Raw genomic sequence first — 26,835 nt, 5'->3', positions numbered from 1 at the left:
AAACGCCCGGTTACATTCCGAACCCGGAAGCTAAGCCTTTCAGCGCCGATGGTACTGCAGGGGGGACCCTGTGGGAGAGTAGGACGCCGCCGAACTCCCGCCCTTTTAGCTCAGTCGGTAGAGCGTCTCCATGGTAAGGAGAAGGTCAACGGTTCGATTCCGTTAAAGGGCTCCAGAGAAACAAAGAAGGCCCCCGCCTGATGGCGGGGGCCTTCTTTGTTTTGTGCCCGCGTCACGAGCAACACGAAGCAGAAGGGTCCCCGCCACCTTCGTGGCGGGGACCCTTCTGTCAGTTCGTGTCGAGAGGCTCCGGGAGGCGCATGGCCAGGATGGCCATGTCGTCCGAGGCGGGCTCCTGGGCGAAGCGCTCGACCGCGCGCAGGATGCGGGCGGCGACCGCGCCGGCCGTGAGGCCCGTGCAGGTCTTGAGGACCTCGATCAGACCGTCGTCGCCGAGCATCCGCGTGCCCTCGCGGCGTTCCGTGACGCCATCGGTGACACAGAGCAGGACGTCGCCCGGTTCGAGGGTGATGGTCTGCTCGTACAGCTCCAGGTCGTCGAGGACGCCCAGGAGGGGCTGAGGGTCGGCGGCCGGGACGACCGTGCCGTCCTGGCGGAGGCGCAGCGGCAGCGGGTGGCCGGCGCAGACGACCTTCAGGATGGCGGAACCGTCCTCCTGCGGCCACAACTCCCCGTACAGCAGCGTCAGGAAGCGGCTGCGGGCTCCCTCGTCGAGGATCGCGGCGTTGAGGCGCTCCAGGACCGCCGGGCCGCCGAAGCCCTCGCGGGCCAGCAGCCGCAGGGCGTGCCGGGCGAGGCCCGTGACGGCCGCCGCTTCCGGGCCCGTACCGCAGACGTCGCCGATGGCGAAGCCGTACGCGTTGTCGCGGATGGGGAAGAGGTCGTAGAAGTCTCCGCCGACCTCGTTGCCCTCGCCGGCGGCCCGGTAGATGACCTCGACCTCGACCCCGTCGATCTGGGGGAGGCCGGGCGGCAGCAGGCTGCGCTGGAGGGACTGACTGATCGCCATGCGCTCCGAGTAGAGGCGGGCGTTGTCCAGGGCGAGGGCGGCGCGGCGCGAGAGATCCTCGGCGAGCTCCAGGATCTCCTGGCGGAAATGGTCGTCGGAGGGCTTGCCGAGGGTCAGCATGCCGATGACGCGGTTGCGGGCGACCAGGGGCAGGACCACCGTCTCGCCGCCGACCACGGCGGCGGTGGCGAGCGTGGCGTCGATACCGGAGGACAACGGGCCGCTGCCGTGGCCGAGTTCGCGCATCGAGGTGGAGAGGGCTGACCGGTGGGCGGCCTCGCCGGGCGCGGACCAGACGCGGGCGCCGAGAGTGGGCACCGGGTCGGGCGGGGCGATCGAGGACAGCAGGGCCTTCAGGCCGTCGATGCGGTCCTCGTCCTCGTGCAGAACGTAGGAGAGGTACGGGTCCGAGGCCTGGTCGGCGATCGTGTAGACGGCGCACCAGGTGGCGAGCGTCGGGACGGTCATCTGGGCCATGAGGGCCAGCGTCTGGTCGCGGTCGAGGGTTCCGGCCAGCAGGTCGGAGGCCTCGACGAGGAAGCTGAGGGAGCCGCGGCGGAGCCGTTCGAGCTCGCCGAGGCGGGCCGACTCGACCGCGAGCGCGATGCGGTCGGCCGCGAACTGGAGGCGCAGGGCCTCCTCGTTGGAGTACCGGTTCGAGCTCTCGGCGGCGACGCCGAGGGAGCCGGTGAGCCGGCCCTCCACCTTGAGCGGCACGGTGACGACGGAGCGCATGCCGGTGCCTTCGAGGAGGGGGACGGCGCCGGGGACGGCGGCCAGGTCCTCGTGGACGGCCGGCATCCGGGCGGAGCCGTAGCGGCTGGCGCCGGTCTCGACGGGGACCCGCGCGAACCGCTGGCGGGCCGACGGGAGGCCGGTGGTCGCCCGTACCTCCAGTTCGGTCTCGTCGTCGGTGGCGAGCAGGAGGAAGGCGGCGTCCCCGTCGAGCATGTCGCGGGCGCGCTCGACGGTCCGCTGGAGGAGGCCGTCGAGGTCGTCGGGGGCCGGGGAGCCGATGAAGACCTCGAAGGGGTCCGTGGCGCGGCTCTCGGCGCCCCCGTCGGAGACGGCGGGGCGATGGGGCGTCTGGAGGATGGCGCGCTCGTACTCCCGTACGAGCAGACAGACCGTGGAGGGTTCGCCGGCGTTGTCGCGGACGCGCAGATGGGAGGCGTAGACCGGGATGATGCGGCCGTCGGCGCAGCGGATGCCGTAGCTGCCCTCCCAGCGGGAGAGCCGCAGGGCCTCGGCGAGGCCGGTACTGATGCCGGGCGTGTGGGGCCAGGCGGCGAAGTCGCCGAGCGGCTTGCCGGTGACTTGTTCGGTGGCGTAGCCGAAGAGCTCCTCGGCGTCCTCGTTCCAGGCGGTGATGGCCCCGCCGCGGTCGATCTGGGCGACGGCGACGCGGACACGGCTGTCGGCGGTGGGGAGCAGGGCGTCCGGGAGGACCGGTCCGGCGGAGCGGGTGCCGATCGTGCGCTCGGGGAGGTCGAGTTGGAACCAGACACGCTTGTGCGTGGGGGTGTACTCGACGCCCCAGCGGGTGGCCAGGGCGGCGCACAGGAGCAGGCCCCTGCCGTTCTCGCGGTCCGGGTGGGCGACGGTGCGTCCGCCCTGGACGGGGATCTCCCGCTCGGGGTAGCGGTCGGCGACCTCGACGCGGATCCCGTCCTCGCTCCGCAGGCAGAGGACGTCCGCCGCCGTGCCGGCGTGGATGACGGCGTTGGTGACGAGTTCGCTGGTGAGGACGACGGCGTCGTCGACGACCTCGGCGTACCCCCAGCCCTGGAGGGTGTCCCGGACGAAGGCGCGGGCGGTCGCGACGGACCGCCCGACGGGGTCGAAGGTGGCAGCCGCCCGCGCGGTGATCACAGAACTCCTCGTACGCGTTTCGACGCCCGGCTCCGCCATGGTCGGTTCTGCCCCTCCCGCTGCCCGGTGGTCGTTTTCGCGCCACCCAGCCCCTGCCGGGCGGACGGGGGCGGTTGGACAGCCGGATGCCAGGTTACTTACCTTCGCTGTCCGAGCGGATGCCGGTCGACGCTGTTTCCGTCCCCCGAGGGCGGGGACGCTATGCGAAGCTGCCGAACTGTTATCGCCAGGTTCGCCAGCGGTGAAACACTGGGCAGGCTTGTGGTGACTGCCCGGGCAGAACGGTCAACCCCTTCGGGAGGGACACGGTGGAGTCTGGCACGGCGGCGCGGCGCGGCGGTGGCACTACGCGCGCAAAGGGCGGACGGCCCCGGAGCGGTGGGACGGTTCAGGTGGACGCGGCGGCCATGGATCGGCTGCTCGCCGCCCTGGTCTCGATGCGGGACGGGAACTTCCGTAAGCGGCTGACCGTGTCCGGCGACGGGGTGATGGCGGAGATCTCCGCCGTCTTCAACGAGGTCGCCGACCGTCAGATGCATCTGACCGGCGAGTTGTCGCGGGTCCGGCGCATGGTGGGACGTGAGGGCAAGCTGTCCGAGCGGCTGGAGGCGGGGCCCAGCGAGGGTGCCTGGCTGGCGGCCATCGAGGCGGCGAACGCGCTGGTCGACGACATGACGCGGCCGGTCTCCGAGGTGGGGCGGGTGCTGTCGGCGGTCGCCGAGGGTGATCTCGGTCAGCGGATGGACCTGCGGTCGGAGGGGCCTGAGGGGCGTCCGCTGCGCGGGGAGTTCCTGAAGGTCGCCCGTACGGTGAACAACCTGGTCGACCAGCTCTCGGCGTTCACCGACGAAGTGACAAGGGTCGCACTCGAGGTCGGTACGGAGGGCATCCTGGGCGGTCAGGCCCAGGTGCGTGGAATGTCCGGTTCGTGGAAGGACCTCACGGATTCGGTCAACACGATGGCGTACCGACTGACCGCGCAGGTACGTGACATCGCTCTCGTGACGACGGCGGTGGCCCGGGGCGATCTGTCCAACAAGGTCACGGTTCATGTGGCCGGCGAGATGCTGGAGCTGAAGAACACCGTCAACACGATGGTGGACCAGCTGTCGTCGTTCTCCTCCGAGGTGACCCGCGTCGCGCGTGAGGTGGGCACCGAGGGCGAGCTGGGCGGTCAGGCCGAGGTCGCCGGGGTCGGCGGCGTGTGGAAGGACCTCACCGACTCCGTCAACACGATGGCGGGAAACCTCACCAATCAGGTGAGGGGTATCGCCGAGGTGACGACTGCGGTCGCCAACGGCGATCTGTCGCAGAAGGTCACGGTCAGCGCGCGCGGCGAGGTCGCGCAGCTCGCGGACACGATCAACCAGATGACCGAGACGCTGCGGACGTTCGCCGACGAGGTGACCCGGGTGGCGAGCGAGGTCGGCGCCGAGGGTCTGCTCGGAGGGCAGGCGCAGGTGCCCGGCGCGGCCGGCACCTGGAAGGACCTGACCGATTCCGTCAACACCGTCTTCCGGAACATCACCACGCAGGTGCGGGACATCGCGCAGGTGACGACGGCGGTCGCCAACGGTGATCTCTCGCAGAAGGTCACCGTCGACGTGGCCGGCGAGATGCTGGAGCTGAAGAACACCGTCAACACGATGGTCGACCAGCTGTCCGCGTTCGGTTCCGAGGTGACGAGGGTCGCGCGCGAGGTCGGTGTCGAGGGTCTGCTCGGAGGGCAGGCGCATGTACCGGGTGCTGCGGGGACCTGGAAGGACCTCACCGACTCGGTGAACACGGCGTTCCGCAACCTGACGGGTCAGGTGCGGGACATCGCGCAGGTGACGACGGCGGTCGCCAACGGTGACCTGTCGCAGAAGGTCACCGTCGATGTCGCCGGCGAGATGCTGGAGCTGAAGAACACCGTCAACACGATGGTGTCCCAGCTGTCGAACTTCGCCGACCAGGTGACGCGGATGGCGCGGGACGTGGGCACGGAGGGCCGGCTCGGCGGTCAGGCGCGGGTCGACGGTGTCTCCGGTACGTGGAAGGAGCTCACCGACTCCGTCAACTTCATGGCCGGCAACCTGACGTCCCAGGTGCGGCAGATCGCCCAGGTGACGACGGCGGTGGCGCGCGGTGATCTGTCGCAGAAGATCGACGTGGACGCGCGCGGCGAGATCCTGGAGCTGAAGAACACCATCAACACGATGGTCGACCAGCTCTCCGCCTTCGCGGAGCAGGTGACCCGGGTGGCCCGTGAGGTGGGTACGGACGGCCGGCTCGGGGGCCAGGCGCAGGTGCCGGGCGTCGCCGGTGTGTGGCGCGATCTGACCGACTCGGTGAACGGCATGGCCGGGAACCTCACCGCTCAGGTCCGCAACATCGCGGGCGTCGCCACGGCGGTGGCGCGCGGTGATCTGTCGCAGAAGATCGACGTGGACGCGCGCGGCGAGATCCTGGAGCTGAAGAACACCCTCAACACCATGGTCGACCAGCTCTCCAGCTTCGCGGAGCAGGTGACCCGGGTGGCCCGTGAGGTGGGTACGGAGGGCATCCTGGGTGGTCAGGCCGAGGTGCAGGGAGTCTCCGGCACCTGGAAGGACCTCACCCAGTCCGTGAACTTCATGGCGAACAACCTGACCAGTCAGGTGCGCAACATCGCCGAGGTCACGACCGCGGTCGCCAAGGGCGACCTGTCGAAGAAGATCACCGTCGACGCCAAGGGCGAGATCCTCGAACTGGTGACGACGGTCAACACGATGGTCGACCAGCTGTCCAACTTCGCGGACGAGGTGACGCGAGTCGCCCGTGAGGTGGGCACGGAGGGCATCCTCGGCGGTCAGGCGCGGGTGCGCGGGGTCACGGGTATCTGGAAGGACCTGAGCGACAACGTCAACCTGATGGCCAACAACCTGACGAGTCAGGTGCGGAACATCTCCCGCGTCTCCTCGGCGGTCGCCAACGGCGATCTGACGAAGAAGGTGACGGTCGAGGCGCGCGGCGAGGTCGCGGAGCTCGCCGACACCGTCAACACGATGGTGACGACCCTGTCGTCCTTCGCGGACGAGGTGACGCGAGTCGCCCGCGAGGTGGGTACGGAAGGTGAACTGGGCGGCCAGGCACGGGTTCCGGGTGTCTCCGGCACGTGGAAGGACCTGACCGAGTCGGTGAACTCGATGGCGTCCAACCTGACGGGTCAGGTGCGTCAGATCGCCGCGGTCACGACCGCCATCGCGAAGGGCGATCTCACCAAGAAGATCGACATCGACGCGCGCGGCGAGATCCAGGAGCTGAAGAACACCATCAACACGATGGTCGACCAGCTGTCCTCGTTCGCCGAGGAGGTCACCCGTGTCGCCCGCGAGGTGGGTACGGAGGGCATCCTGGGCGGTCAGGCCCGGGTCCGGGACGTCGACGGGACCTGGCGCGACCTGACCGAGTCCGTGAACGAGATGGCCGGGAACCTGACCCGCCAGGTGCGCGCGATCGCGGCCGTGGCCACCGCGGTGACCCGCGGCGACCTGAACCTGAAGATCGACGGCGTGGACGCGGCGGGCGAGATCCAGGCGCTTCAGGACAACATCAACACCATGATCGCCAACCTGCGTGACACGACCCTCGCCAACGAGGAGCAGGACTGGCTCAAGGGCAACCTGGCCCGGATCTCCGGTCTGATGCAGGGCCGGCGCGATCTGGACGACGTCGCCTCGCTCATCATGAGCGAGCTGACCCCGGTCGTCTCCGCGCAGCACGGCGCCTTCTTCGTGGCGCTTCCCACCGGCTCCTCGACGGGCAGCCCCGAACTGGGCGGGCAGGGGGAGGGCTCGTACGAGCTGCGGATGCGCGGCAGTTACGGCTACTCCGCCGGTTCGATGCCCACCTCGTTCCGTCCCGGCGAGACGCTCATCGGGACGGCGGCCGAGGAGAAGCGGACGATCCAGGTCAATGTGCCGCCGGGCTATCTGAAGATCTCCTCCGGGCTCGGCGAGGCCGCCCCGGCGCATGTGATCGTGCTTCCCGTCCTCTTCGAGGGGAAGGTCCTCGGCGTCATCGAGCTGGCCTCGTTCCAGCCGTTCACCCAGATCCAGCGGGACTTCCTCAACCAGCTCGCGGAGCTGATCGCGACCACCGTCAACACCATCAGCGTCAACACCAAGACCGAGGTGCTCCTGAAGCAGTCGCAGGAGCTGACCGAGCAGCTGCGTGAGCGTTCGGCGGAGCTGGAGCACCGGCAGAAGGAGCTCCAGGGCTCCAACGCCGAGCTGGAGGAGAAGGCCGAACTGCTCGCCCGGCAGAACCGGGACATCGAGGTGAAGAACACCGAGATCGAGGAGGCCCGTCAGGTCCTGGAGGAGCGGGCCGAACAGCTCGCCGTCTCGATGCGGTACAAGTCCGAGTTCCTGGCCAACATGTCGCACGAGCTGCGCACCCCGCTCAACTCGCTGCTGATCCTGGCCAAGTTGCTGGCCGACAACGCGGACCACAACCTCTCGCCCAAGCAGGTCGAGTTCGCCGAGACGATCCATGGGGCCGGCTCCGATCTGCTCCAGCTGATCAACGACATCCTCGACCTGTCCAAGGTCGAGGCGGGCAAGATGGACGTCTCCCCGACCCGTATCGCGCTCGTCCAGCTCGTCGACTACGTCGAGGCGACCTTCCGGCCGCTGACGGCGGAGAAGGGGCTCGACTTCTCGGTCCGGGTCTCGCCGGAGCTGCCCGCCACGCTGCACACCGACGAGCAGCGCCTGCTCCAGGTGCTGCGCAACCTGCTGTCCAACGCGGTGAAGTTCACCGACTCGGGCGCGGTGGAGCTGGTCATCCGGCCCGCCGGGACGGATGTGCCCCAGTCGATCCGGGAGCAGCTCCTGGAGTCCGGTTCGCTGCGCGACCCGGAGGCGGACCTGATCGCCTTCTCGGTGACGGACACCGGTATCGGGATCGCCGCCGGCAAGATGCGGGTGATCTTCGAGGCGTTCAAGCAGGCGGACGGGACGACCAGCCGCAAGTACGGCGGTACGGGGCTGGGGCTCTCCATCAGCCGGGAGATCGCGCGGCTGCTCGGCGGTGAGATCTACGCGGCGAGCGAGCCGGGCCGCGGCTCCACGTTCACGCTCTATCTGCCGCTGAGCCCCGTCGAGCTGCCGCCGTACGGGGCGGGGGAGCCGGGCTCCACGGACCCGCGGCAGGGTCTGGACGACGGATCGGCCGACGAGTCCGCGGCGCACTTCGCGCCCGCGCCCATGGCGGCCGACCTGCGTTCCGGCGCCGGGGCGCTGTTCCGGCACCGGCGCAAGGCGGCGCAGTCCGGGTTCGAGGAGCGGCCCGCGCTGCCGGGCCAGCCCGGTCGGGGCGTTCAGGCCGAGCAGACGGCCGAGGACGAGCGCGTGGAGGCCGAGCCGCGCCGTACGTTCACCTTCGGCGGCGAGAAGGTGCTGATCGTGGACGACGACATCCGTAACGTCTTCGCGCTCACCAGCGTGCTCGAGCAGCACGGCCTCGCGGTGCTGTATGCCGAGAACGGCCGTGAGGGCATCGAGGTGCTGGAGCAGCACGACGATGTGACGGTCGTTCTGATGGACATCATGATGCCCGAGATGGACGGATACGCGACGACGACGGCGATCCGCCGGATGCCGCAGTTCGCCGGGCTGCCGATCATCGCGCTCACCGCGAAGGCGATGAAGGGCGACCGGGAGAAGGCGATCGAGTCGGGCGCCTCCGACTACGTCACCAAGCCGGTCGACCCCGATCACCTGCTCTCGGTGATGGAGGGGTGGATGCGCGGAAACGGAACCGGGGGTTGTTGACGGACTGTCGCCGCGGGCGTGTGAGAGGGCGGGATTCGGGGAACCTTCTGGTCTCTCACCACGTTTCTGCTACGTGCACAGTGACATCGTGGTGACAGGGTGTGGCGACAGGCGGGGTGCGGCTACCATGACCGGCACAAGGACGGACGGCGCATGGGAGTCGTCTTCTGGGGCGGCGCCCGGTGCTTCCCCCGGCTCGGCGAGCCGGGGAGAGCCGTTGCCGGGGCGAGGAGGACGGGGCATGGTGCAGAAGGCCAAGATCCTCCTGGTCGATGACCGGCCGGAGAATCTGCTGGCGCTGGAGGCCATTCTCTCCGCGCTCGATCAGACGCTGGTACGGGCATCGTCCGGGGAGGAAGCGCTCAAGGCGCTGCTGACCGACGATTTCGCGGTCATTCTGCTGGATGTCCAGATGCCGGGAATGGACGGATTCGAGACCGCCGCGCACATCAAGCGGCGCGAGCGGACCCGGGACATCCCGATCATCTTCCTGACCGCCATCAACCACGGCCCCCACCACACCTTCCGGGGTTACGCGGCCGGAGCGGTCGACTACATCTCCAAGCCGTTCGACCCGTGGGTGCTGCGCGCCAAGGTCTCGGTCTTCGTCGAGCTGTACATGAAGAACTGCCAGCTCCGTGAGCAGGCCGCACTGCTCCGGCTCCAGTTGGAGGGCGGTGGCCACGGAGGCCACGCCAAGGAGTCCGCCGGACTGCTCGCCGAGCTCTCCGCCCGCCTCGCGGCGGTCGAGGAGCAGGCGGAGGCGCTGTCCAAGCAGCTCGACGACGACTCGGCCGATGCCGCCGCGGTCGCCACCGCCGCGCACCTGGAGCGCAAGCTCACCGGGCTGCGGCGGGCCCTGGACGCTCTGGAGCCGGGCGCGGGCGGGCCGCCCGTACTGCCCTCGCAGAGCTGACCCACCGTCAATCCGTGATCGCCCGCAGTGAGCGGGCGTCAGTTTCGCGCCCCTGTACGTTCGACACGAACGGGTGAGCCCGGACGGGCACGTGTCCGACACGGCTCACACCGGTAACCTCAGCATCATGGCCTCACGTACGTCCGGCAAGGGTTCCCAGGGCACGGCGGGCACCGCGAAGCCGCGCGCCGGCCGTACGAGCGGTGCCGCGAAGAAAGCGGCGCCCGCGAAGTCGCCCGCCAAGCCTCCCGCGAAGAAGACCGCGGCGAAGAAGGCCGCGCCCGCCAAGCGCGCACCCGCGAGGAAGACCGCTGCCAAGAAGGCGGCGCCCAAACCCGCGCCGTCCCCCACCGGAGGCGTGTACCGGCTGGCGCGCGGCCTCTGGCTCGGCATCGCGCACGGCGTGGGCGCGATGTTCCGCGGCATAGGGCGCGGAGCCAAGGGCCTCGACCCCGCCCACCGCAAGGACGGCCTGGCGCTGTTGCTGCTCGGCGTCACGCTGATCGTCGCCGCCGGCACCTGGTCCAACCTGCGCGGCCCCGTCGGCGACCTCGTCGAGATGCTCGTCACCGGCGCGTTCGGCCGGCTCGACCTGCTCGTGCCGCTGCTGGTCGGCGCCATGGCGATCCGGCTGATCCTCTATCCGGAGAAGCCGGAGGCCAACGGCCGGATCGTCATCGGTCTCTCCGCCCTCGTCATCGGCGTGCTCGGGCAGGTCCACATCGCCTGCGGCTCCCCGGGGCGCGGTGAGGGCACCGAGGCGATGCAGGACGCCGGCGGGCTCATCGGCTGGGCTGCGTCCAAGCCTCTGATCTTCATGATGGGCGAGGTCCTCGCCGTACCGCTCCTGGTGCTGCTCACGGTCTTCGGGCTGCTCGTCGTCACCGCCACGCCCGTCAACGCCATCCCGCAGCGCCTGCGCCGTCTCGGCGCCAAGCTCGGCCTGGTCGAGCCGGCGTACGACCCCGAGGCCGAGGGGGAGGAGTACGACGAGGACTGGCGCGAGGCCGCCCCGCAGCCCGCCGCGCGCGCCCGGCGCACCACCGCCGGACCGAACCAGGTGTACGACGTGGACCAGGCGGAGGAGGAGGCACTCACCCGGCGCAGGCGCCCGCGCCGCCCCTCGGCGCAGCCCGCCTTCGACCGGCCCATGGACGCCGTGGACGTCGCCGCGGCGGCCGCGGCCGCGCTCGACGGCGCCGTGCTCAACGGCATGCCGCCCTCCCCGCTCGTCGCCGGTCTGACCCGGGACGTCACCGCCGAGCGCGCCGCCGCCGTCGCGGCCACCGCGGCCGAGGCCCAGGCCGCGGAGGCGGAGGCCGCCGAGGCCGCCGGGGCCCGGCCCGCCGCGCCGGTGCCGTCCGCCCGCGGCGCGCAGGCAGGCCGCGTCCCCGGAGCCGTACCGGACCTCACCAAGCCCGCGCCCGAGCACAACGAGATGCCGCCCCGCGCGGAGCAGCTCCAGCTCTCCGGCGACATCACGTACGCGCTGCCCTCGATGGACCTGCTGGAGCGCGGTGGGCCAGGCAAGACCCGGAGCGCAGCGAACGACGCCGTCGTGGACTCGCTCTCCAACGTCTTCACCGAGTTCAAGGTCGACGCGGCCGTCACCGGCTTCACGCGGGGACCGACGGTCACGCGGTACGAGGTCGAGCTCGGCCCGGCCGTGAAGGTCGAGAAGATCACGGCCCTGACGAAGAACATCGCGTACGCCGTGGCCTCCCCGGACGTGCGGATCATCTCGCCGATCCCGGGGAAGTCCGCGGTCGGCATCGAGATCCCGAACTCCGACCGCGAGATGGTCAACCTCGGCGACGTGCTGCGGCTCGCGGACGCGGCGGGCGACGACCACCCGATGCTGGTGGCGCTCGGCAAGGACGTCGAGGGCGGCTATGTGATGGCCAACCTGGCGAAGATGCCGCACATCCTGGTCGCCGGTGCCACGGGCTCCGGAAAGTCCTCGTGCATCAACTGCCTGATCACCTCGGTGATGATAAGGGCGACCCCCGAGGACGTCCGGATGGTGCTGGTCGACCCCAAGCGGGTCGAGCTCACCGCCTACGAGGGCATCCCGCACCTGATCACGCCGATCATCACCAACCCCAAGCGGGCCGCCGAGGCGCTGCAGTGGGTGGTGCGCGAGATGGACCTGCGCTACGACGACCTGGCGGCCTTCGGTTTCCGGCACATCGACGACTTCAACGAGGCCATCCGCAACGGCAAGGTCAAACTGCCCGAGGGCAGCGAGCGCGAGCTGAAGACCTATCCGTACCTGCTGGTGATCGTGGACGAGCTGGCCGATCTGATGATGGTCGCCCCGCGTGACGTCGAGGACGCGATCGTCCGTATCACCCAGTTGGCCCGAGCCGCCGGCATTCATCTGGTGCTCGCCACCCAGCGGCCGTCGGTGGACGTCGTCACCGGTCTGATCAAGGCGAACGTGCCCTCCCGGCTCGCCTTCGCGACCTCGTCGCTGGCCGACAGCCGGGTCATCCTCGACCAGCCCGGAGCCGAGAAGCTCATCGGAAAGGGTGACGGTCTGTACCTGCCGATGGGTGCGAACAAGCCCGTCCGTATGCAGGGCGCCTTCGTCACCGAGGCCGAGGTCGCGGTCGTCGTCCAGCACTGCAAGGACCAGATGGCCCCGGTGTTCCGGGACGACGTCACCGTCGGCACCAAGCAGAAGAAGGAGATCGACGAGGAGATCGGCGACGACCTCGACCTGCTGTGCCAGGCCGCCGAGCTGGTCGTCTCCACACAGTTCGGCTCCACCTCGATGCTCCAGCGCAAGCTGCGCGTCGGCTTCGCCAAGGCCGGCCGGCTGATGGATCTGATGGAGTCGCGGAACATCGTCGGACCGAGCGAGGGGTCCAAGGCGCGGGACGTGCTCGTCAAGCCGGACGAGCTGGACGGGGTGCTGGCCGTGATCCGCGGGGGCTCCGGGGACTGACGCGCGCCGGAACGAGACCGGGTCGAGACTCACTCGTAAGGGAACGTGGGCAACCGTTTCCCTTGTTCGTACGTCAAGTTGGAGGGAAGGACAGAAGGATGTCCCAGCCTCATGGCGTACAAACAGCGTCCGCCCGGTTGCCCCACCCTTTCGTACCACCCATAGACTGAACGTCCAGCAGGTGGTTACACGCTCGAAAGGCGCTCTCGTGTCCATCGGCAACTCCCCCGAATCCCCCGAAGACGACCGGAACTTCCCGGCAGACGACCGGGATTCGATCGGTCGTGCACTCCAGCAGGCCCGGATCGCCGCCGGTCTCACCGTCGACGAGGTCAGTGCCTCCACGCGGGTCCGCATCCCGATCGTGCACGCGATCGAGGAGGACGACTTCTCGCGCTGCGGTGGCGATGTCTACGCCCGCGGGCACATCCGTACGCTCGCCCGCGCCGTCGGGATCGATCCGGCGCCACTGATCGAGCAGTACGACTCCGAGCACGGCGGCCGCCCCGCGCCCACCCCCGCGGCGCCGCTCTTCGAGGCGGAACGCATCCGTCCCGAGCCGCGTCGCCCCAACTGGACCGCGGCGATGGTGGCCGCGATCGTCGCCGTCGTCGGTTTCGTCGGCTTCACCATGTTCAGCGGCAACGACACCCAGGGCGGGGCCGGCGCGGTCGCCGAGGGCCCGGCCCCGGAGAAGAAGACCACCAGCCCCACCACGAAGCCCACCAAGACCCCCGGTACCAAGCCGGCGCCGAGCGCGATCGCGGCGGTCCCGAAGGACAAGGTCACGGTCAAGCTGACGGCGATCGACGACAAGAGCTGGATCAGCGCCAAGGCCAGCGACGGCAAGCTGCTCTTCGACGGGCTCCTCCTCGAGGGCGAGTCCAAGACCTTCCAGGACGACGAGCGCGTCGACCTGATCCTGGGCAACGCCGGCCCGATCGAGCTCTTCGTGAACGGCAAGAAGATCACCGAGAAGTTCGAGTCGGGCGCCGTCGAGCGGCTCTCGTACACCAAGGGCGCCCCCGAGTCCGGATGACCTTCCGGGCGGCCATCGCGCAGGTGAACCCTGCGCGGCGGGGGTACGGCCGGGACGAAGTAGTCTTGAGTCCATGCCCGAACGCCGTACCGTCGCCCTTGTCACTCTTGGCTGCGCCCGTAACGAGGTGGACTCGGAGGAGCTCGCAGGCCGCTTGGCAGCGGACGGCTGGGAGCTCGTCGAGAACGCCGAGGACGCCGATGTCGCCGTCGTCAACACCTGTGGATTCGTCGAAGCCGCCAAGAAGGACTCCGTCGACGCCCTCCTCGAAGCCAATGATCTGAAGGATCACGGCAAGACCCAGGCCGTCGTCGCCGTCGGCTGCATGGCCGAGCGGTACGGCAAGGAGCTCGCCGAGGCCCTGCCCGAAGCCGACGGAGTGCTCGGCTTCGACGACTACTCCGACATCTCCAACCGCCTCCAGACCATCCTCAGCGGTGGCAGCGTGGAGGCCCACACCCCGCGCGACCGCCGCAAGCTGCTCCCGCTCTCCCCGGTGGAGCGCCAGCAGGCCGCCGCCGACGTGGCCCTCCCCGGCCACGGCGCCGTCGCCGTGGCCGTCGAGGCGCCCGAGAACGTACCGACCGACCTCCCCGACGGCCTCGCCCCGGCCTCCGGCCCGCGCGCCCCGCTGCGCCGCCGCCTGGACACCAGCCCGGTCGCCTCGGTGAAGCTCGCCTCGGGCTGCGACCGCCGCTGCTCCTTCTGCGCCATCCCGTCCTTCCGCGGCTCCTTCGTCTCGCGGCGTCCCTCCGACGTCCTCAACGAGACGCGCTGGCTCGCCGAGCAGGGTGTGAAGGAGGTCATGCTGGTCTCCGAGAACAACACCTCGTACGGCAAGGACCTGGGCGACATCCGCCTCCTGGAGAGCCTGCTCCCCGACCTCGCGGCCGTCGACGGCATCGAGCGGGTCCGGGTCAGCTACCTCCAGCCCGCCGAGATGCGGCCCGGCCTGATCGACGTGCTGACCTCGACCGAGAAGGTCGTCCCGTACTTCGACCTGTCCTTCCAGCACAGCGCGCCGGCCGTGCTGCGGGCCATGCGCCGCTTCGGCGACACCGACCGCTTCCTGGAGCTCCTGGAGACGATCCGCGGCAAGGCCCCGCTGGCCGGCGCCCGGTCCAACTTCATCGTGGGCTTCCCCGGCGAGACCGAGGCGGACTTCGCCGAGCTGGAACGCTTCATCACGCACGCGCGGCTCGACGCCATCGGCGTCTTCGGCTACTCCGACGAGGACGGCACCGAAGCCGCCACGTACGAGCAGAAGCTCGACCAGGAGGTCGTGGACGAGCGGCTCGCCCACCTCTCCCGGCTCGCCGAGGAGCTCACCGCCCAGCGTGCGGAGGAGCGGATCGGAGAGACCCTGGAAGTACTCGTCGAATCGATCGACGAGGAGGACGGCGTGATCGGCCGCGCGGCCCATCAGGCGCCCGAGACGGACGGCCAGGTCGTCCTCACCGCGGACTCCGCCGCGCGCCTGGGCCTTGCTCCGGGCCGTATGGTCGAGGCGAAGGTCGTGGGGACGGAAGGCGTCGACCTGGTGGCCGAGTGTCTTTTCGAGGAGGCGGGCAGATGACGGGAGCCCCGGCATCCGCGGCGGGCGGGACCGGTAGGCCCGCGCCGGGCGGCAAGCTGGGCTCGGCGGCCGTCAACCAGGCCAGCCTGTGGAACATCGCCAACATCCTCACCATGATCCGCCTGGTGCTGGTGCCCGGCTTCGTGCTGCTGCTCCTCCAGGACGGCGGGCACGACCCGGTCTGGCGCGCCTGGGCCTGGGCGGCGTTCGCCGTGGCCATGATCACGGACATCTTCGACGGGCATCTGGCGCGGACGTACAACCTGGTCACGGACTTCGGGAAGATCGCCGACCCGATCGCCGACAAGGCGATCATGGCGGCCGGACTGATCTGTCTGTCGTCGCTCGGCGACCTGCCCTGGTGGGTGACGGTGGTGATCCTCGCGCGGGAGCTCGGGATCACGCTGATGCGGTTCTGGGTGATCCGGCACGGGGTGATTCCGGCCAGCCGCGGCGGCAAGATGAAGACATTGGCGCAGGGCGCGGCGGTCGGCATGTACGTGCTGGTGCTGACCGGTCCACTTGCCACGTTGCGCTTCTGGGTGATGGTGGTGGCCGTCGTGCTGACGGTCGTCACCGGCCTGGACTATGTGCGACAGGCGATCGTCCTGCGGCGCCGGGGACTGGCCGCGGAACGGGCTTCGAGGGCTCCGGGGGCTTCCGGGGCGGCCTCGGGGACTGCCGGCGCCTCTGCCTCCAGGGCTTCGGGGACCTCTGGGGCTTCCGGGACCTCTGGGGCTTCGGGGGCCGGTAAGCGGCCTGGGGCGGGGTCGGCGAGTGGGTCGGAGACCCCGCCGGCGGCTGAGTCGAACGGGTCGATGCCGGGGCCCGCGGCGGCGCCCGTGGACGAGACGTCCACTGTGCCCGAGGTCTCTGACGCGTCCGCGAAGGGGCCGGCAGCGGGGTCGGCGCGATGACCACGGCCGCCCGGGTGCTGGAGCTGCTTGCGGAGCGTGGTCAGACCCTCGCCGCCGCGGAGTCCCTCACGGGCGGTCTGGTGGCCGCGGAGCTCACTTCCGTACCCGGAGCATCGACATCGTTCCGCGGGTCCGTCACGGCGTACGCAACGGCGCTCAAGCGGGATCTTCTGCAGGTCGACGAGACCCTCCTGGCGGAGCGCGGAGCCGTCGATCCCGAGGTCGCGTTGCAGATGGCGGTGGGTGCCCGCTTCCGGCTCGGCGCCGACTGGGGCATCGCGACGACCGGCGTGGCCGGGCCCGAACCGCAGGACGGACAGCCCGTCGGCACCGTGTACGTGGCGGTGGCGGGGCCCGTCGGCGCCGGGAAAGTGGCCGCGTTGCGGTTGAACGGCGGCCGTGCGGAAATCCGTAGAGAGAGCGTACGGAGCGTGCTGGAGCTGCTCGGCGACGAACTCTCGGGAAATGGGCGGGCACAGGATACGGAACAGAACGGGGGGAATTGATGTTTGCAGCCCTGAGTGAACACGACATCGCTCCCCGCACGGCCGCAGCGCGAGGCGGTACGGTGGGGCGTGAAGGATGCGGCTACGCGGTCCGAGGAGGGAGCCACCGATGATTCTGCTCCGTCGCCTGTTGGGTGACGTGCTGCGTCGGCAGCGCCAGCGCCAGGGCCGTACTCTGCGCGAAGTCTCCTCGTCCGCCCGAGTTTCGCTCGGCTATCTCTCCGAGGTGGAGCGGGGGCAGAAGGAGGCTTCCTCCGAGCTGCTCTCCGCGATCTGCGACGCGCTGGACGTACGGATGTCCGAGCTCATGCGTGAAGTGAGCGACGAGCTGTCGTTGGCCGAACTGGCCGAGTCGGCAGCGGCGAGCGAACCGGTGCCTGCGCCGGTACGCCCGATGCTCAATTCGGTGTCGGTGACGTCGGTGGCAGGTGTGCCCACCGAGCGGGTGACCATCAAGGCGCCCGCGGAAGCGGTGGACGTCGTCGCTGCCTGACGCCAAGTGGGCTAAGGCCCCGGTGGATGTCCCTTGTGGGCATCCACCGGGGCTTTAGTGCTTTTGAGGGCGTTTCGGCGGGTTCATACAGACGGGTTTGAGATGCCCGATTTCGGTCATGCGTGCCATGGTGGGGGAACGTACGACTGGTTGGAGAACACATATGTCCGTCGTGAAGAGTTCGCTGTCCGAGGCCGACCGGAAGACGGTCGGCGACGCCTTGCAGGGAGCGCTGGTCGACCTGGTCGACCTGGGCCTCGTGGCCAAGCAGGTTCACTGGAACGTGGTCGGACCGCGCTTCCGCTCGGTTCATCTGCAACTCGACGAGGTCGTGGTCACCGCACGTCAGCACTCCGACGTGGTGGCCGAACGCGCGTCCGCGATCGGTGTCAACCCGGACGGCAGGGCCGCCTCGGTCGCCTCCGGAAGCGCCATCGGTGACGTCCCGTCCGGCTGGATCAAGGACACCGAGGCCGTGAAGATCCTGGTCGACGCCCTGGTCGCGGTGATCGCGCGCATGCGGGAGCGGATCGTCGCCACGGACGAGCCGGATCCGGTCACCCAGGACATCCTGATCGGGCTCACCGCCGACCTTGAGAAGCACGCGTGGATGTTCCAGGCCGAGAGCGCCTGACATGGCGCCCGCGTTGTGCGCTTCGTGCGCCGGGTCTGCCTCCGGTGCGCCCTCCCGCAGGGTGATACGGCCGGTCTAGCGTCGAACGCAGGAGGCGGCCATGGTACGGCGACGGGTTCCGCTGGTGATGCCCGTGTGGGTGGCGGGCGGGCTGGTGGCCGGCGGGCTGTGGTGGTGGGCGGTGCTGCGACTGGTGCTGGTTCCCGATCAGGCGGGGCTGGTGGAGGGGGCGGTCGCGGCCGGCGGCTGGGGGCTGAGCTTGCTGCCGGTGCACGTGACGGCGTCCGCCGCCGCGGGTGGACGGGTGCGCGCCGGACGGCCGGGCGCCACCGGTCCGCACGGTGTTCGGGGGGACGCCGGACGGGCCGGGGAGGGCACAGGGGGTGCGCAGGTCACCACGGCATCGCGACGCCGCCGTTGGGGCGGAGGATCTGACCCGTCGTGAAGGAGGCGGCGTCGGACGCGAGGTGGAGGACCGCGTGTGCGATGTCCTCCGGTTCGCCCACCCGACCCAGGGGGGAGTGGCGGGTCATGGCCGCCTCCGCCTGCTCCTGAGCGGCCGGTTCGTGCCGGTCGGTCATGGGCGTGCGGATCCAGCCGGGGGCGATCGCGTTGACCCGGATGCCGTGCCGGCCGACCTCGGTGGCCAGCGTCTTGGTCAGCTGGACGACGGCGGCCTTGGTGACGCTGTAACAGAGCAGGCCCGCGCTCGCGGTGTCCATGGCTCCCGAGGCCATCGTGATGATGGAGCCGCGAGTTCCGGTCGCGATCATCGAGCGGGCCGCCTCCTGGCAGGCGTACAGCACACCCTTGAAGTTGACCGCGAGAAGACGGTCGAGGTCCTCGTCACGGGTCTCCAGGACCGAACTCGTATGCATGATCCCGGCGATGGCCGCCATGGCGTGGAGGGGGCCCGCGCTCGCGACGGCCGTGGCGAGGGCGGTGCGGTCGGTGACGTCGAGGACGTGGGGGTGCGCGGTGCCGCCCTGTTCGGAGACGAGTTTCGCGGTCTCGCGGAGGCCGAGTTCGTCGCGGTCCGCGCAGTGGACGGAGGCGCCCGCCTGGGCGAGGAGCGCGGCCGTCGCGCGGCCGATTCCGCTCGCGGCGCCGGTGACGAACGCGGTGCGTCCGGTGAGGTCGTACGCGGTGAGGGCCATGACGGGACCGTACGACTGGATCTGACGACCCGTCAATTAGCGGGTCCGGATTCGGCGGAGGGGCCGCCCCGGGAGTCTGCGGCGCGGGACGGGCCCTGCTGGCAGCCGGGGCACCAGTACGTGACGCGGTCGACGAGCTCGGCCCGGCGGACGGGGGCACCGCAGCGCAGGCAGGGGCGGTGCTCGCGTCCGTACACGTAGAGGTTGTGGGTGGGATGGCGGGTGGTGGTCGTGCGCCGGTCCGCACGGTCCTTGTTCGCCTCCAGGAGGCGGTGGGCCGTGGCGACGAGCCGCTCGGGGACGCCGGGCGCGAGCTCGCCGACCGGGAGCCAGGGGGTGACGGCGGCGAGGAATGCCAGCTCCGACTTGTACACGTTGCCGATGCCCGCGAGATTCCGCTGGTCGAGCAGGGCCTCGCCGAGGGAGCGGCCGGGGTCGGTGGTGAGCCGGCGGACGGCCTCCGCCGGATCCCAGTCCGGGCCGAGGAGGTCCGGGCCCAGATGGCCGACGACGCTCTGCTCCTCGGCCGTGCGGATCAGCTCCAGGACCGGGAGGCGATAACCGACGGCGGTGTGCTCGGTGTTGCCGAGGATCGCCCGGATCTGGTGCGCCGGTCCACCGCGCCAGCGCTCACCGGTGGCGAACACGCGCCAGGAGCCGTCCATCCGCAGATGTGAGTGGAGCGTCAGCCCGTCCTCGAACCGGGTCAGGAGGTGCTTGCCGCGCGGTGTCACGTCCAGGACGGCCCGACCGGTGAGATCGGCGGTGGCGAAGCGGGGCACACGCAGATCGGACCGGGTCACGACGCGGCCCGCCAGCGCCGTGTGCAGACGGCGGGCGGCACGCCAGACGGTGTCTCCTTCGGGCATGGCTCCCTCACGGGTCTTCTACGGGCGGAGGCGCAGCCCCCTCGGGGTGGCGTGGAAGCCGGCGGCCTCCAGCGAGCGGGCGAGCGGGGAGGTGAGCGCGGGCGAGCCGTTGACCCGCTCCACCGTGACCGTACCGAGCGAGCCCGCCAGGGCGGCGGTGGCCAGGGACTCGGCCGCGGCTCTCAGTGCCGGGTCCTCGGGGTCGGTCGGCCAGCACAGCAGCGTCTTGCCGCCGCGCTCCATGTAGAGCGTGAGCTCCCCGTCGACCAGCACGACCATGGAGCCCGCCTTGCGGCCGGGCTTGTGGCCCGCGCCGCTGGGCGGCTCGGGCCAGGGCAGCGCCGCCCCGTACGCGTTGGCGGGGTCGGCAGCGGCCAGCACCACCGCGCGCGGGCCCGCCCCGGCCTCGGCGCCGCGGTCCCGGGCTGTCGCCGCCGCGCGCAGCCGGTCCACGGCCCCGTCCATCGCGAACTGCGCCGCGCCGAGACCCTCCACCACATAGCCACGGCGCGCCTGGCCGCTGTCCTCGAAGACGGACAGGATGCGGTACGTCGCCGAGAAACCGCCCTCGACACCCTCGGCGGCCACGGCGCCCCGGGTGACCACGCCGTGCCGGTCCAGGAGCGTACGGGCGAGCGCGTGGGCGCGGTGCGTCGGCTCCGGCTCCAGGGGCGGAAGCAGGGACCAGCGTCCGCTGACGGTCGGCGGGCCGGTGCGGGAGGCGGGCCGGGCGGCCGCGCTGAGCGTTCCGTAACGGCCGCGCGGGATCGTGCGCTTGGCGCGGTGGGCGGTGGATCCCGCCGTACGGCCCGAGCCGAGCAGGGAGCGCAGGGGAGCGAGCGTGTCGTTGGTGAGCCGGCCGGACCAGGACAGGTCCCAGACTGCGTCGGCGAGTTGGGGATCGGTCGCGTCCGGGTGGGTGGTGGCCCGCACCTGGTCGGCGATCTGGCGGAAGAACAGGCCGTAGCCGCCGGAGAGGGCGGTGAGCACCGATTCGTGGAGGGCGGTCAGCTCCAGCGGGTGCGGCGGCGGGATCAACAGCGGTGCCGCGTCGGCCAGATAGAGCGAGATCCAGCCGTCCTTGCCGGGCAGGGCTCCCGCGCCTGCCCAGACGACCTCGCCGGTGGTCGTCAGCTCGTCGAGGAGCGCGGGGGAGTAGTCCCGCACACGGGACGGAAGGATGAGCTTCTCCAGGGCGGAGGCCGGCACGGGCGCGCCCTGCAACTGCTCGATGGCGCGGGCCAGCCCGTCGATCCCGCGCAGGCTGTTGCTTCCCAGGTGCTGCCACTGGGGGAGGAACGTGGCGAGCGCGGCGGGGGCCACGGGCTCCAGTTCGTGGCGGAGCGCGGCGAGCGAGCGGCGGCGCAGGCGGCGGAGCACGGCCGCGTCGCACCACTCCTGGCCGATCCCGGAGGGATGGAACTCGCCCTGGACGACGCGGCCGGCCGCGGCCAGCCGCTGGAGTGCCCCGTCGGTGACCGCGGCGCCGAGGCCGAAGCGGGCGGCGGCCGCGGAGGACGTGAACGGGCCGTGTGTGCGCGCGTGCCGGGCCAGGAGATCGCCCAGGGGGTCCTTCACCGGCTCCGTGAACGCCTCGGGCACCCCCACCGGCAGGGCGGTGCCGAGAGCGTCCCGCAGCCGGCCGGCGTCCTCGATCGCCGCCCAGTGCTCCGTGCCCGCGATCCGGACCCGGATGGCCCGGCGGGCGGCTCCCAGCTCGTGGGCCCAGGCCGGCTCCCCGCCGCGCTCGGCCAACTCGGCCTCCGTGAGCGGGCCGAGGACCCGCAGAGCGTCGGCGATGCCCTCCACGTCCTTGATCCGGCGGTCCTCGGTGAGCCACTGGAGCTCCCGCTCCAGCTCCGTCAGTACCTCGGCGTCGAGCAGCTCGCGCAACTCCGCCTGACCCAGCAGCTCGGCCAGGAGACGCGAGTCCAGGGAGAGCGCGGCGGCCCTCCGCTCGGCGAGCGGGGAGTCGCCCTCGTACAGGAACTGGGCGACATAGCCGAAGAGCAGGGAGCGGGCGAACGGCGACGGCTCGTGAGTGGTCACCTCGACCAGGCGGACCCGGCGCGACTCGATGTCGCCCATCAGCTCTTCGAGCCCCGGAACGTCGAAGACATCCTGGAGGCATTCGCGGACGGCCTCCAGGACGATCGGGAAGGACCCGAACTCACTCGCCACCTGGAGCAGCTGGGACGCGCGCTGACGCTGCTGCCAGAGCGGGGTGCGCTTGCCCGGATTGCGCTTCGGCAGCAGCAGGGCACGCGCCGCGCACTCCCGGAAGCGGGAGGCGAACAGGGCCGACCCGCCGACCTGGTCGGTGACGATCTGGCCGATCTCGCCCTTGTCGAAGAGCGCGTCCGCGGCGCCGATCGGGGCCTGGTCGGAGTCGAAAGTCGTGTCCAGGTGCCGCCCGGGGTCGACCGGCTCCTGATCCAGGAGATCCAGGCCCATCAGATCGGCGTCCGGCAGGCGCAGAACGATCCCGTCGTCGGCGTGCATCACCTGAGCGTCCATGCCGTACCGCTCGGCGAGGCGCGCCCCGAGGGCCAGCGCCCACGGGGCGTGCACCTGGGCCCCGAAGGGGGAGTGGATGACGACCCGCCAGTCGCCGAGCTCGTCCCGGAACCGCTCCACCAGGATCGTGCGGTCGTCCGGCACATGCCCACATGCTTCGCGCTGCTCGGCCAGATAGGCGAGGACGTTGTCGGCGGCCCAGGCGTCCAGGCCGGCGGCGACCAGCCGCAGCCGGGCGTCCTCCGGCTCCAGCGAGCCGACCTCACGCAGGAACGCGCCCACCGCGCGCCCCAGTTCGAGCGGGCGGCCCAGCTGGTCGCCCTTCCAGAACGGCAGCCGGCCCGGCACACCCGGAGCCGGGGTGACCAGGACCCGGTCCCGAGTGATGTCCTCGATCCGCCAGGACGTGGTGCCCAGCGTGAAGACGTCGCCGACCCGAGACTCGTACACCATCTCCTCGTCCAGCTCCCCGACCCGGCCACCGCCCTTCTTGGGGTCGGAACCGGCGAGGAAGACCCCGAAGAGGCCGCGGTCGGGGATCGTGCCGCCGGAGGTGACGGCGAGCCGCTGCGCTCCCGGACGACCCGTGACCGTCCCGGTCACCCGGTCCCAGACCACGCGGGGACGCAGCTCGGCGAAGGCGTCGGAGGGATAGCGGCCGGCCAGCATGTCCAGGACGGCCGTGAACGCGGACTCGGGCAGCGAGGCGAAGGGCGCGGCGCGGCGGACCGTCGCCAGCAGGTCGTCCACCTGCCACGAGTCCAGGGCGACCATCGCCACGAGCTGCTGGGCGAGGACGTCCAGCGGGTTGGCGGGGATGCGCATCGACTCGATCGAGCCGCTGCGCATCCGCTCGGTGACCACGGCCGCCTGGACCAGGTCACCGCGGTACTTCGGGAACACCACGCCCGTGGAGACCGCGCCGACCTGGTGACCGGCTCGGCCCACGCGCTGGAGGCCCGAGGCGACCGACGGTGGGGACTCGACCTGGACGACGAGATCCACCGCGCCCATGTCGATGCCCAGCTCCAGGCTGGAGGTGGCCACAACGGCGGGCAGCCGGCCCGCTTTGAGGTCCTCCTCTACCTGGGCGCGCTGCTCCTTGGAGACCGAGCCGTGGTGGGCGCGGGCGAGCAGGGCGGGTGCTCCCTGGGCCGCGCCCGACTGAGCCATGATCTGGGCCGGTGGCGGGCCGTCGTCGGGCATCGGCTCGCCCGTCGCGCGCTCGTACGCGATCTCGTTGAGCCGGTTGCACAGGCGCTCGGCGAGCCGGCGCGAGTTCGCGAAGACGATCGTGGAGCGGTGGGCCTGGACGAGATCGGCGATGCGCTCCTCGACATGCGGCCAGATCGAGGGCTTGTCGCCGCCGTCCGTGCCCTCGGAGGCCGGGGAGCCTCCCAGCTCACCCATGTCCTCGACCGGGACGACCACCGACAGGTCGAACTCCTTGCCGGACGGCGGCTGGACGATCTCCACCCTGCGCTGCGGCGAGAGATAGCGGGCCACCTCGTCCACCGGCCGGACGGTCGCCGACAGGCCGATCCTGCGCGCGGGGCGGGGCAGCAGCTCGTCGAGCCGCTCCAGGGAGACCGCGAGATGCGCGCCGCGCTTCGTCCCGGCCACGGCATGGACCTCGTCCAGGATCACCGTCTCGATCCCGGCGAGCGCATCCCGCGTGGCGGAGGTCAGCATCAGGAACAGGGACTCGGGGGTCGTGATCAGGATGTCCGGCGGCTTCGTGGCCAGCGCGCGGCGCTCGGCGGGCGGGGTGTCGCCGGAGCGGATCCCGACCCGGACGTCCGGCTCGGACAGCCCCAGGCGGACCGACTCCTGGCGGATACCGGTCAGCGGGGAGCGGAGGTTGCGCTCGACGTCGACGGCCAGGGCCTTCAGCGGCGAGACGTACAGCACGCGGCAGCGCTTCCTCGGGTCCGCCGGTGGCGGGGTGGAGGCCAGCTGGTCGAGGGAGGCGAGGAAGGCGGCCAGGGTCTTGCCTGACCCCGTCGGGGCGACCACGAGCACGTCCGAGCCCGCGCCGATGGCCTGCCAGGCGCCCTCCTGCGCCGTGGTGGGCGCGTGGAAGGCCCCGGTGAACCATGCGCGGGTCGCGGGGGAGAACGAGTCGAGTGCGGACCTGACCATGTCACCCATCGTGCACCCCGCCACTGACAACCGCCCGGACCTGGGGAAACCCCGCTCGTGGCGGGCAGCGGTCGGTGGCGCAGAATGGGAAGCATGGCGACCGGGGAACGCGCACGGTACTGGCAGTACTCCGAGCTGCCCGGAGTCGATCTGCTGCACGCCCACTACGTGCGCAAGGCCTTCGCCCGGCACACCCACGAGACCTTCGTCTTCGCCGCGATCACCGACGGTGTCGAGGCCTTCCACTACCGCGACGACCTCGTGCACGCCGGGCCCGGCCAGATAGCGCTCGTCAACCCCGACACCCCGCACACCGGGTACGCGGGTGTGCCCGAGGGCTGGACGTACCGCACGATCTACCCCGACGCGGAGCTGATCCGGTCCATCGCGGCCGACACCATCGCGCTGCGCGGCGATGTCGGGTTCACCGACCCCGTCGTGGACGACCCGTACGCGGCGCAACTCGTCATCGGCGTCCACCGGGCCGCGGAGGAGGGCAACGCACTGGCCGCCGACAGCCTCCTGCGGCTGGTCACGGCCAGGATGCTGCGCAGCCACGGGGGCCGGATCGCACGGCTCGCCCCGCGCTCGGCAGGCGCCCGCAACGCGGCACGCGCGCGTGCGGTCCTGGAGGAGCGGATGACCGATCCGCCGACCCTGGAGCGCCTCGCCGCCGACCTCGGCACCAGCCCCTTCGCCCTGCTGCGGGCCTTCCGCGACACGTACGGGATGCCGCCGCACACGTGGCTCACCGACGCGCGCGTGCGGCGGGCGCGGCACCTGCTCGACGCCGGGACGGCACCGGCCGAGGCGGCGGTCGCCGTCGGCTTCACCGACCAGCCGCACCTCAACCGGCACTTCGCACGGAGCGTGGGCGTGCCGCCCGGGGCGTACCAGCGCTCGCGGGGCGGGGAGGCCCTGCGGGGCGGGGTGGAGTCGTCGGGCGGCGAGGCCATGCGGGACGGGGTGGGGTCGTCGGGAGGCGAGGCCCTGCGGGACGCGGCAGCACCGCGGGGTGCGGGGCCGGGGGGTGCGAGACCGTAGGTGCGGGCCCCAGGGGTGCAAGAACGTAGGTGCGGGCCCGAGGGGTGCAAGAACGTACAAGACCGCGGGTGGCCGGAGCTCGTAACGTCCCTGGCGTGGCAGAACAGACAGCACCCCCAGTCATACGGGAGAGGACCAAGCCGGACTCGGCGGTCGTGCGCGATGCGCTCGGCGTCGGGATCGCCGTCGGCCTCTCCGGCTTCGCCTTCGGCGTGACCGCGGCGGGCTCCGGACTCAGCCTGCTCCAGACCTGCGCGCTCAGCCTGCTCGTCTTCACCGGCGCCTCGCAGTTCGCGCTGGTGGGAGCGCTCGCGGCCGGCGGGAACCCGTTCACGGCCGCGGCGGGCGCCTTCTTCCTCGGCACCCGTAACGCGTTCTACGGGCTGCGCCTGTCCCAGCTCCTCGCCCTGCCCCGCGCGGTCAAGCCGTTCGCCGCGCAGTGGGTCATCGACGAGACAGCCGCCGTGGCACTCACGCAGCCGACGCGACGGGCCGCGCGGATCGGCTTCACCGTCACCGGCCTCACGCTCTACGTGTTGTGGAACCTGACGACCCTGCTCGGCGCCCTCGGTGCCGAGGCAATCGGCGACACCGAGGCCTGGGGTCTGGACGCGGCAGGACCCGCGGTCTTCCTCGCGCTCCTCGCTCCCATGCTGAAGACGGCGACGGAGCGGTACACGGCGGGGCTCGCCGTCGTGCTCGGCCTCGGGCTGCTGCCCGTGCTGCCGGCCGGCGTACCCGTCCTGGCGGCGGCGCTCGCCGCGCCCGCGGTGCTGTGGCTGCGGGGCAGGCGCATGGCCGGTGGGACGGATGAGCCGGGTGTGTTGGGTGGGCGGCGTGCGTCGGATGCGTCGGGTGCGTCGAAGAAGGAGGGGGAGCGATGACCGTCTGGATCGCGATCGGCCTCACGGTCGTGGGCTGCTACCTGGTCAAGCTGCTCGGGCTCCTGGTGCCGGCAGGCACCCTCGAACGACCGGCCGTCCGGCAAATGGCGGCCCTGGTGCCCGTGGCCCTGCTCGCGGCGCTCACCGCCCAGCAGACCTTCGGCGCGGGGACCGGCCTCGCCCTGGACGCCCGCGCGGCGGGCGTGGCGGCCGCCGCGCTCGCCCTGGTCCTGCGGGCCCCCTTCCTGGTCGTCGTGGCCGCGGCTGTACTCGTGACGGCCGGGGTGCGGGCGCTGGGCGGGTGACGGGCGAGGGGCGGGCGCTGGGCGCGTGACCGGGGCGACGGGCGGCCGGCGTCGCCGGACCACCGTCCGGCGCCCGCGGCCGCGGCGGACCGGCCCTCCTGCCGGCGGTGGCCCCAGCCCGGTCCGGCCACCGAGCCTGGGCCGGTGACCCGGCCACCGAGCCTGGGCCGGTGACCCGGCCACCGA

Annotated in this window: 17 protein-coding genes, 1 tRNA gene and 1 rRNA gene; 15 read left to right on the top strand and 4 right to left on the bottom strand. The window is 71.4% G+C overall.

The genetic code is table 11. The annotated features are described in order from the left end of the window. Positions 1 to 95: ribosomal RNA gene (gene rrf, locus ACFY8U_RS27960) — 5S ribosomal RNA — on the top strand; the annotation flags it as partial. Between the two features lie 4 nt (positions 96 to 99). Beyond that, positions 100 to 175: transfer RNA gene (locus ACFY8U_RS27955), tRNA-Thr, on the top strand. A 114-nt stretch (positions 176 to 289) separates the two neighbouring features. Here the strand turns inward: ACFY8U_RS27955 and ACFY8U_RS27950 are convergent. Then, the gene (locus ACFY8U_RS27950) at positions 290 to 2,941 is read right to left on the bottom strand and encodes a SpoIIE family protein phosphatase (protein WP_389575012.1); all 2,652 of its coding nucleotides are present in this window, start codon (positions 2,939 to 2,941) and stop codon (positions 290 to 292) included. Between the two features lie 269 nt (positions 2,942 to 3,210). Between ACFY8U_RS27950 and ACFY8U_RS27945 the strand changes: the two genes are divergently transcribed. The 10 genes from ACFY8U_RS27945 (at position 3,211) to ACFY8U_RS27900 (ending at position 18,176) form a co-directional block, all read left to right on the top strand. Further along, positions 3,211 to 8,700 carry a HAMP domain-containing protein gene (locus tag ACFY8U_RS27945; RefSeq protein ID WP_389575009.1) on the top strand — a complete coding sequence of 1,830 codons (5,490 nt, stop codon included), beginning with the start codon at positions 3,211 to 3,213 and terminating at the stop codon, positions 8,698 to 8,700. 241 nt (positions 8,701 to 8,941) lie between these two features. Next, positions 8,942 to 9,616, top strand: a complete 675-nt coding sequence (locus tag ACFY8U_RS27940; protein ID WP_352191990.1) for a response regulator — start codon at positions 8,942 to 8,944, stop codon at positions 9,614 to 9,616. Positions 9,617 to 9,743: 127 nt separating this feature from the next. Beyond that, entirely contained in the window at positions 9,744 to 12,566 is a 2,823-nt protein-coding gene (locus ACFY8U_RS27935) for a DNA translocase FtsK (protein ID WP_389575006.1), read from the top strand. 208 nt (positions 12,567 to 12,774) lie between these two features. Then, the gene (locus tag ACFY8U_RS27930; RefSeq protein WP_389575003.1) at positions 12,775 to 13,605 is read left to right on the top strand and encodes a helix-turn-helix domain-containing protein; all 831 of its coding nucleotides are present in this window, start codon (positions 12,775 to 12,777) and stop codon (positions 13,603 to 13,605) included. Between the two features lie 73 nt (positions 13,606 to 13,678). Continuing rightward, positions 13,679 to 15,181, top strand: a complete 1,503-nt coding sequence (gene rimO, locus ACFY8U_RS27925; protein ID WP_361603863.1) for a 30S ribosomal protein S12 methylthiotransferase RimO — start codon at positions 13,679 to 13,681, stop codon at positions 15,179 to 15,181. Beyond that, a complete protein-coding gene (gene pgsA, locus ACFY8U_RS27920) occupies positions 15,178 to 16,098 on the top strand; it encodes a CDP-diacylglycerol--glycerol-3-phosphate 3-phosphatidyltransferase (RefSeq protein ID WP_389575000.1) in 921 nt (306 codons plus the stop codon). Before rimO ends, pgsA begins: the two co-directional genes overlap by 4 nt. Next, positions 16,095 to 16,604: a CinA family protein gene (locus ACFY8U_RS27915; protein ID WP_389574997.1), complete on the top strand. Its 510-nt coding sequence runs from the start codon at positions 16,095 to 16,097 to the stop codon at positions 16,602 to 16,604. The genes pgsA and ACFY8U_RS27915 overlap by 4 nt, the downstream gene beginning before the upstream one ends. Before the next feature lie 109 nt (positions 16,605 to 16,713). Then, the gene (locus ACFY8U_RS27910; protein WP_019889909.1) at positions 16,714 to 17,097 is read left to right on the top strand and encodes a helix-turn-helix domain-containing protein; all 384 of its coding nucleotides are present in this window, start codon (positions 16,714 to 16,716) and stop codon (positions 17,095 to 17,097) included. A gap of 163 nt (positions 17,098 to 17,260) precedes the next feature. Next, a complete protein-coding gene (locus ACFY8U_RS27905) occupies positions 17,261 to 17,731 on the top strand; it encodes a DNA starvation/stationary phase protection protein (protein WP_361603872.1) in 471 nt (156 codons plus the stop codon). Between the two features lie 100 nt (positions 17,732 to 17,831). Continuing rightward, entirely contained in the window at positions 17,832 to 18,176 is a 345-nt protein-coding gene (locus ACFY8U_RS27900) for a hypothetical protein (protein WP_389574993.1), read from the top strand. Here ACFY8U_RS27900 and ACFY8U_RS27895 read toward each other — a convergent pair. Genes ACFY8U_RS27895 through ACFY8U_RS27885 form a run of 3 tightly spaced genes read right to left on the bottom strand, consistent with a single transcriptional unit; the run spans position 18,124 to position 24,416 of the window. Continuing rightward, positions 18,124 to 18,888: an SDR family NAD(P)-dependent oxidoreductase gene (locus ACFY8U_RS27895; protein WP_389574990.1), complete on the bottom strand. Its 765-nt coding sequence runs from the start codon at positions 18,886 to 18,888 to the stop codon at positions 18,124 to 18,126. The genes ACFY8U_RS27900 and ACFY8U_RS27895 overlap by 53 nt on opposite strands. Before the next feature lie 32 nt (positions 18,889 to 18,920). Then, entirely contained in the window at positions 18,921 to 19,757 is an 837-nt protein-coding gene (locus ACFY8U_RS27890; RefSeq protein ID WP_389574987.1) for an Fpg/Nei family DNA glycosylase, read from the bottom strand. Positions 19,758 to 19,775: 18 nt separating this feature from the next. Next, positions 19,776 to 24,416, bottom strand: coding sequence for a DEAD/DEAH box helicase (locus tag ACFY8U_RS27885; RefSeq protein ID WP_389574985.1), 4,641 nt, complete (start codon positions 24,414 to 24,416; stop codon positions 19,776 to 19,778). Positions 24,417 to 24,509: 93 nt separating this feature from the next. Here ACFY8U_RS27885 and ACFY8U_RS27880 point away from each other — a divergent pair, with 93 nt between their 5' ends. The 3 genes from ACFY8U_RS27880 to ACFY8U_RS27870 all read left to right on the top strand — a co-directional run bounded on the left by ACFY8U_RS27880 (position 24,510) and on the right by ACFY8U_RS27870 (position 26,649). After that, on the top strand, positions 24,510 to 25,460 hold the full coding sequence (locus ACFY8U_RS27880; RefSeq protein ID WP_389574982.1) for an AraC family transcriptional regulator: 951 nt from the start codon (positions 24,510 to 24,512) through the stop codon (positions 25,458 to 25,460). 95 nt (positions 25,461 to 25,555) lie between these two features. Then, positions 25,556 to 26,344, top strand: a complete 789-nt coding sequence (locus ACFY8U_RS27875; RefSeq protein WP_389574980.1) for an AzlC family ABC transporter permease — start codon at positions 25,556 to 25,558, stop codon at positions 26,342 to 26,344. After that, positions 26,341 to 26,649: an AzlD domain-containing protein gene (locus tag ACFY8U_RS27870; RefSeq protein ID WP_361441536.1), complete on the top strand. Its 309-nt coding sequence runs from the start codon at positions 26,341 to 26,343 to the stop codon at positions 26,647 to 26,649. Before ACFY8U_RS27875 ends, ACFY8U_RS27870 begins: the two co-directional genes overlap by 4 nt. Positions 26,650 to 26,835 lie beyond the last annotated feature (186 nt).

The organism is Streptomyces sp. NPDC012508 (assembly GCF_042902595.1).
GTDB lineage: Bacteria > Actinomycetota > Actinomycetes > Streptomycetales > Streptomycetaceae > Streptomyces.
Note: the sequence above shows the minus strand (reverse complement) of the source record. Positions and strands in the feature narration are given on the sequence as shown.

Coding starts and splice junctions, on each gene's coding strand:
- ACFY8U_RS27950 (WP_389575012.1), bottom strand. CDS start 2,941: ATGGCGGAGCCGGGCGTCGAAACGCGTACGAGGAGTTCTGTGATCACC.
- ACFY8U_RS27940 (WP_352191990.1), top strand. CDS start 8,942: ATGGTGCAGAAGGCCAAGATCCTCCTGGTCGATGACCGGCCGGAGAAT.
- ACFY8U_RS27935 (WP_389575006.1), top strand. CDS start 9,744: ATGGCCTCACGTACGTCCGGCAAGGGTTCCCAGGGCACGGCGGGCACC.
- rimO (WP_361603863.1), top strand. CDS start 13,679: ATGCCCGAACGCCGTACCGTCGCCCTTGTCACTCTTGGCTGCGCCCGT.
- pgsA (WP_389575000.1), top strand. CDS start 15,178: ATGACGGGAGCCCCGGCATCCGCGGCGGGCGGGACCGGTAGGCCCGCG.
- ACFY8U_RS27915 (WP_389574997.1), top strand. CDS start 16,095: ATGACCACGGCCGCCCGGGTGCTGGAGCTGCTTGCGGAGCGTGGTCAG.
- ACFY8U_RS27910 (WP_019889909.1), top strand. CDS start 16,714: ATGATTCTGCTCCGTCGCCTGTTGGGTGACGTGCTGCGTCGGCAGCGC.
- ACFY8U_RS27905 (WP_361603872.1), top strand. CDS start 17,261: ATGTCCGTCGTGAAGAGTTCGCTGTCCGAGGCCGACCGGAAGACGGTC.
- ACFY8U_RS27900 (WP_389574993.1), top strand. CDS start 17,832: ATGGTACGGCGACGGGTTCCGCTGGTGATGCCCGTGTGGGTGGCGGGC.
- ACFY8U_RS27895 (WP_389574990.1), bottom strand. CDS start 18,888: ATGGCCCTCACCGCGTACGACCTCACCGGACGCACCGCGTTCGTCACC.
- ACFY8U_RS27890 (WP_389574987.1), bottom strand. CDS start 19,757: ATGCCCGAAGGAGACACCGTCTGGCGTGCCGCCCGCCGTCTGCACACG.
- ACFY8U_RS27885 (WP_389574985.1), bottom strand. CDS start 24,416: ATGGTCAGGTCCGCACTCGACTCGTTCTCCCCCGCGACCCGCGCATGG.
- ACFY8U_RS27880 (WP_389574982.1), top strand. CDS start 24,510: ATGGCGACCGGGGAACGCGCACGGTACTGGCAGTACTCCGAGCTGCCC.
- ACFY8U_RS27870 (WP_361441536.1), top strand. CDS start 26,341: ATGACCGTCTGGATCGCGATCGGCCTCACGGTCGTGGGCTGCTACCTG.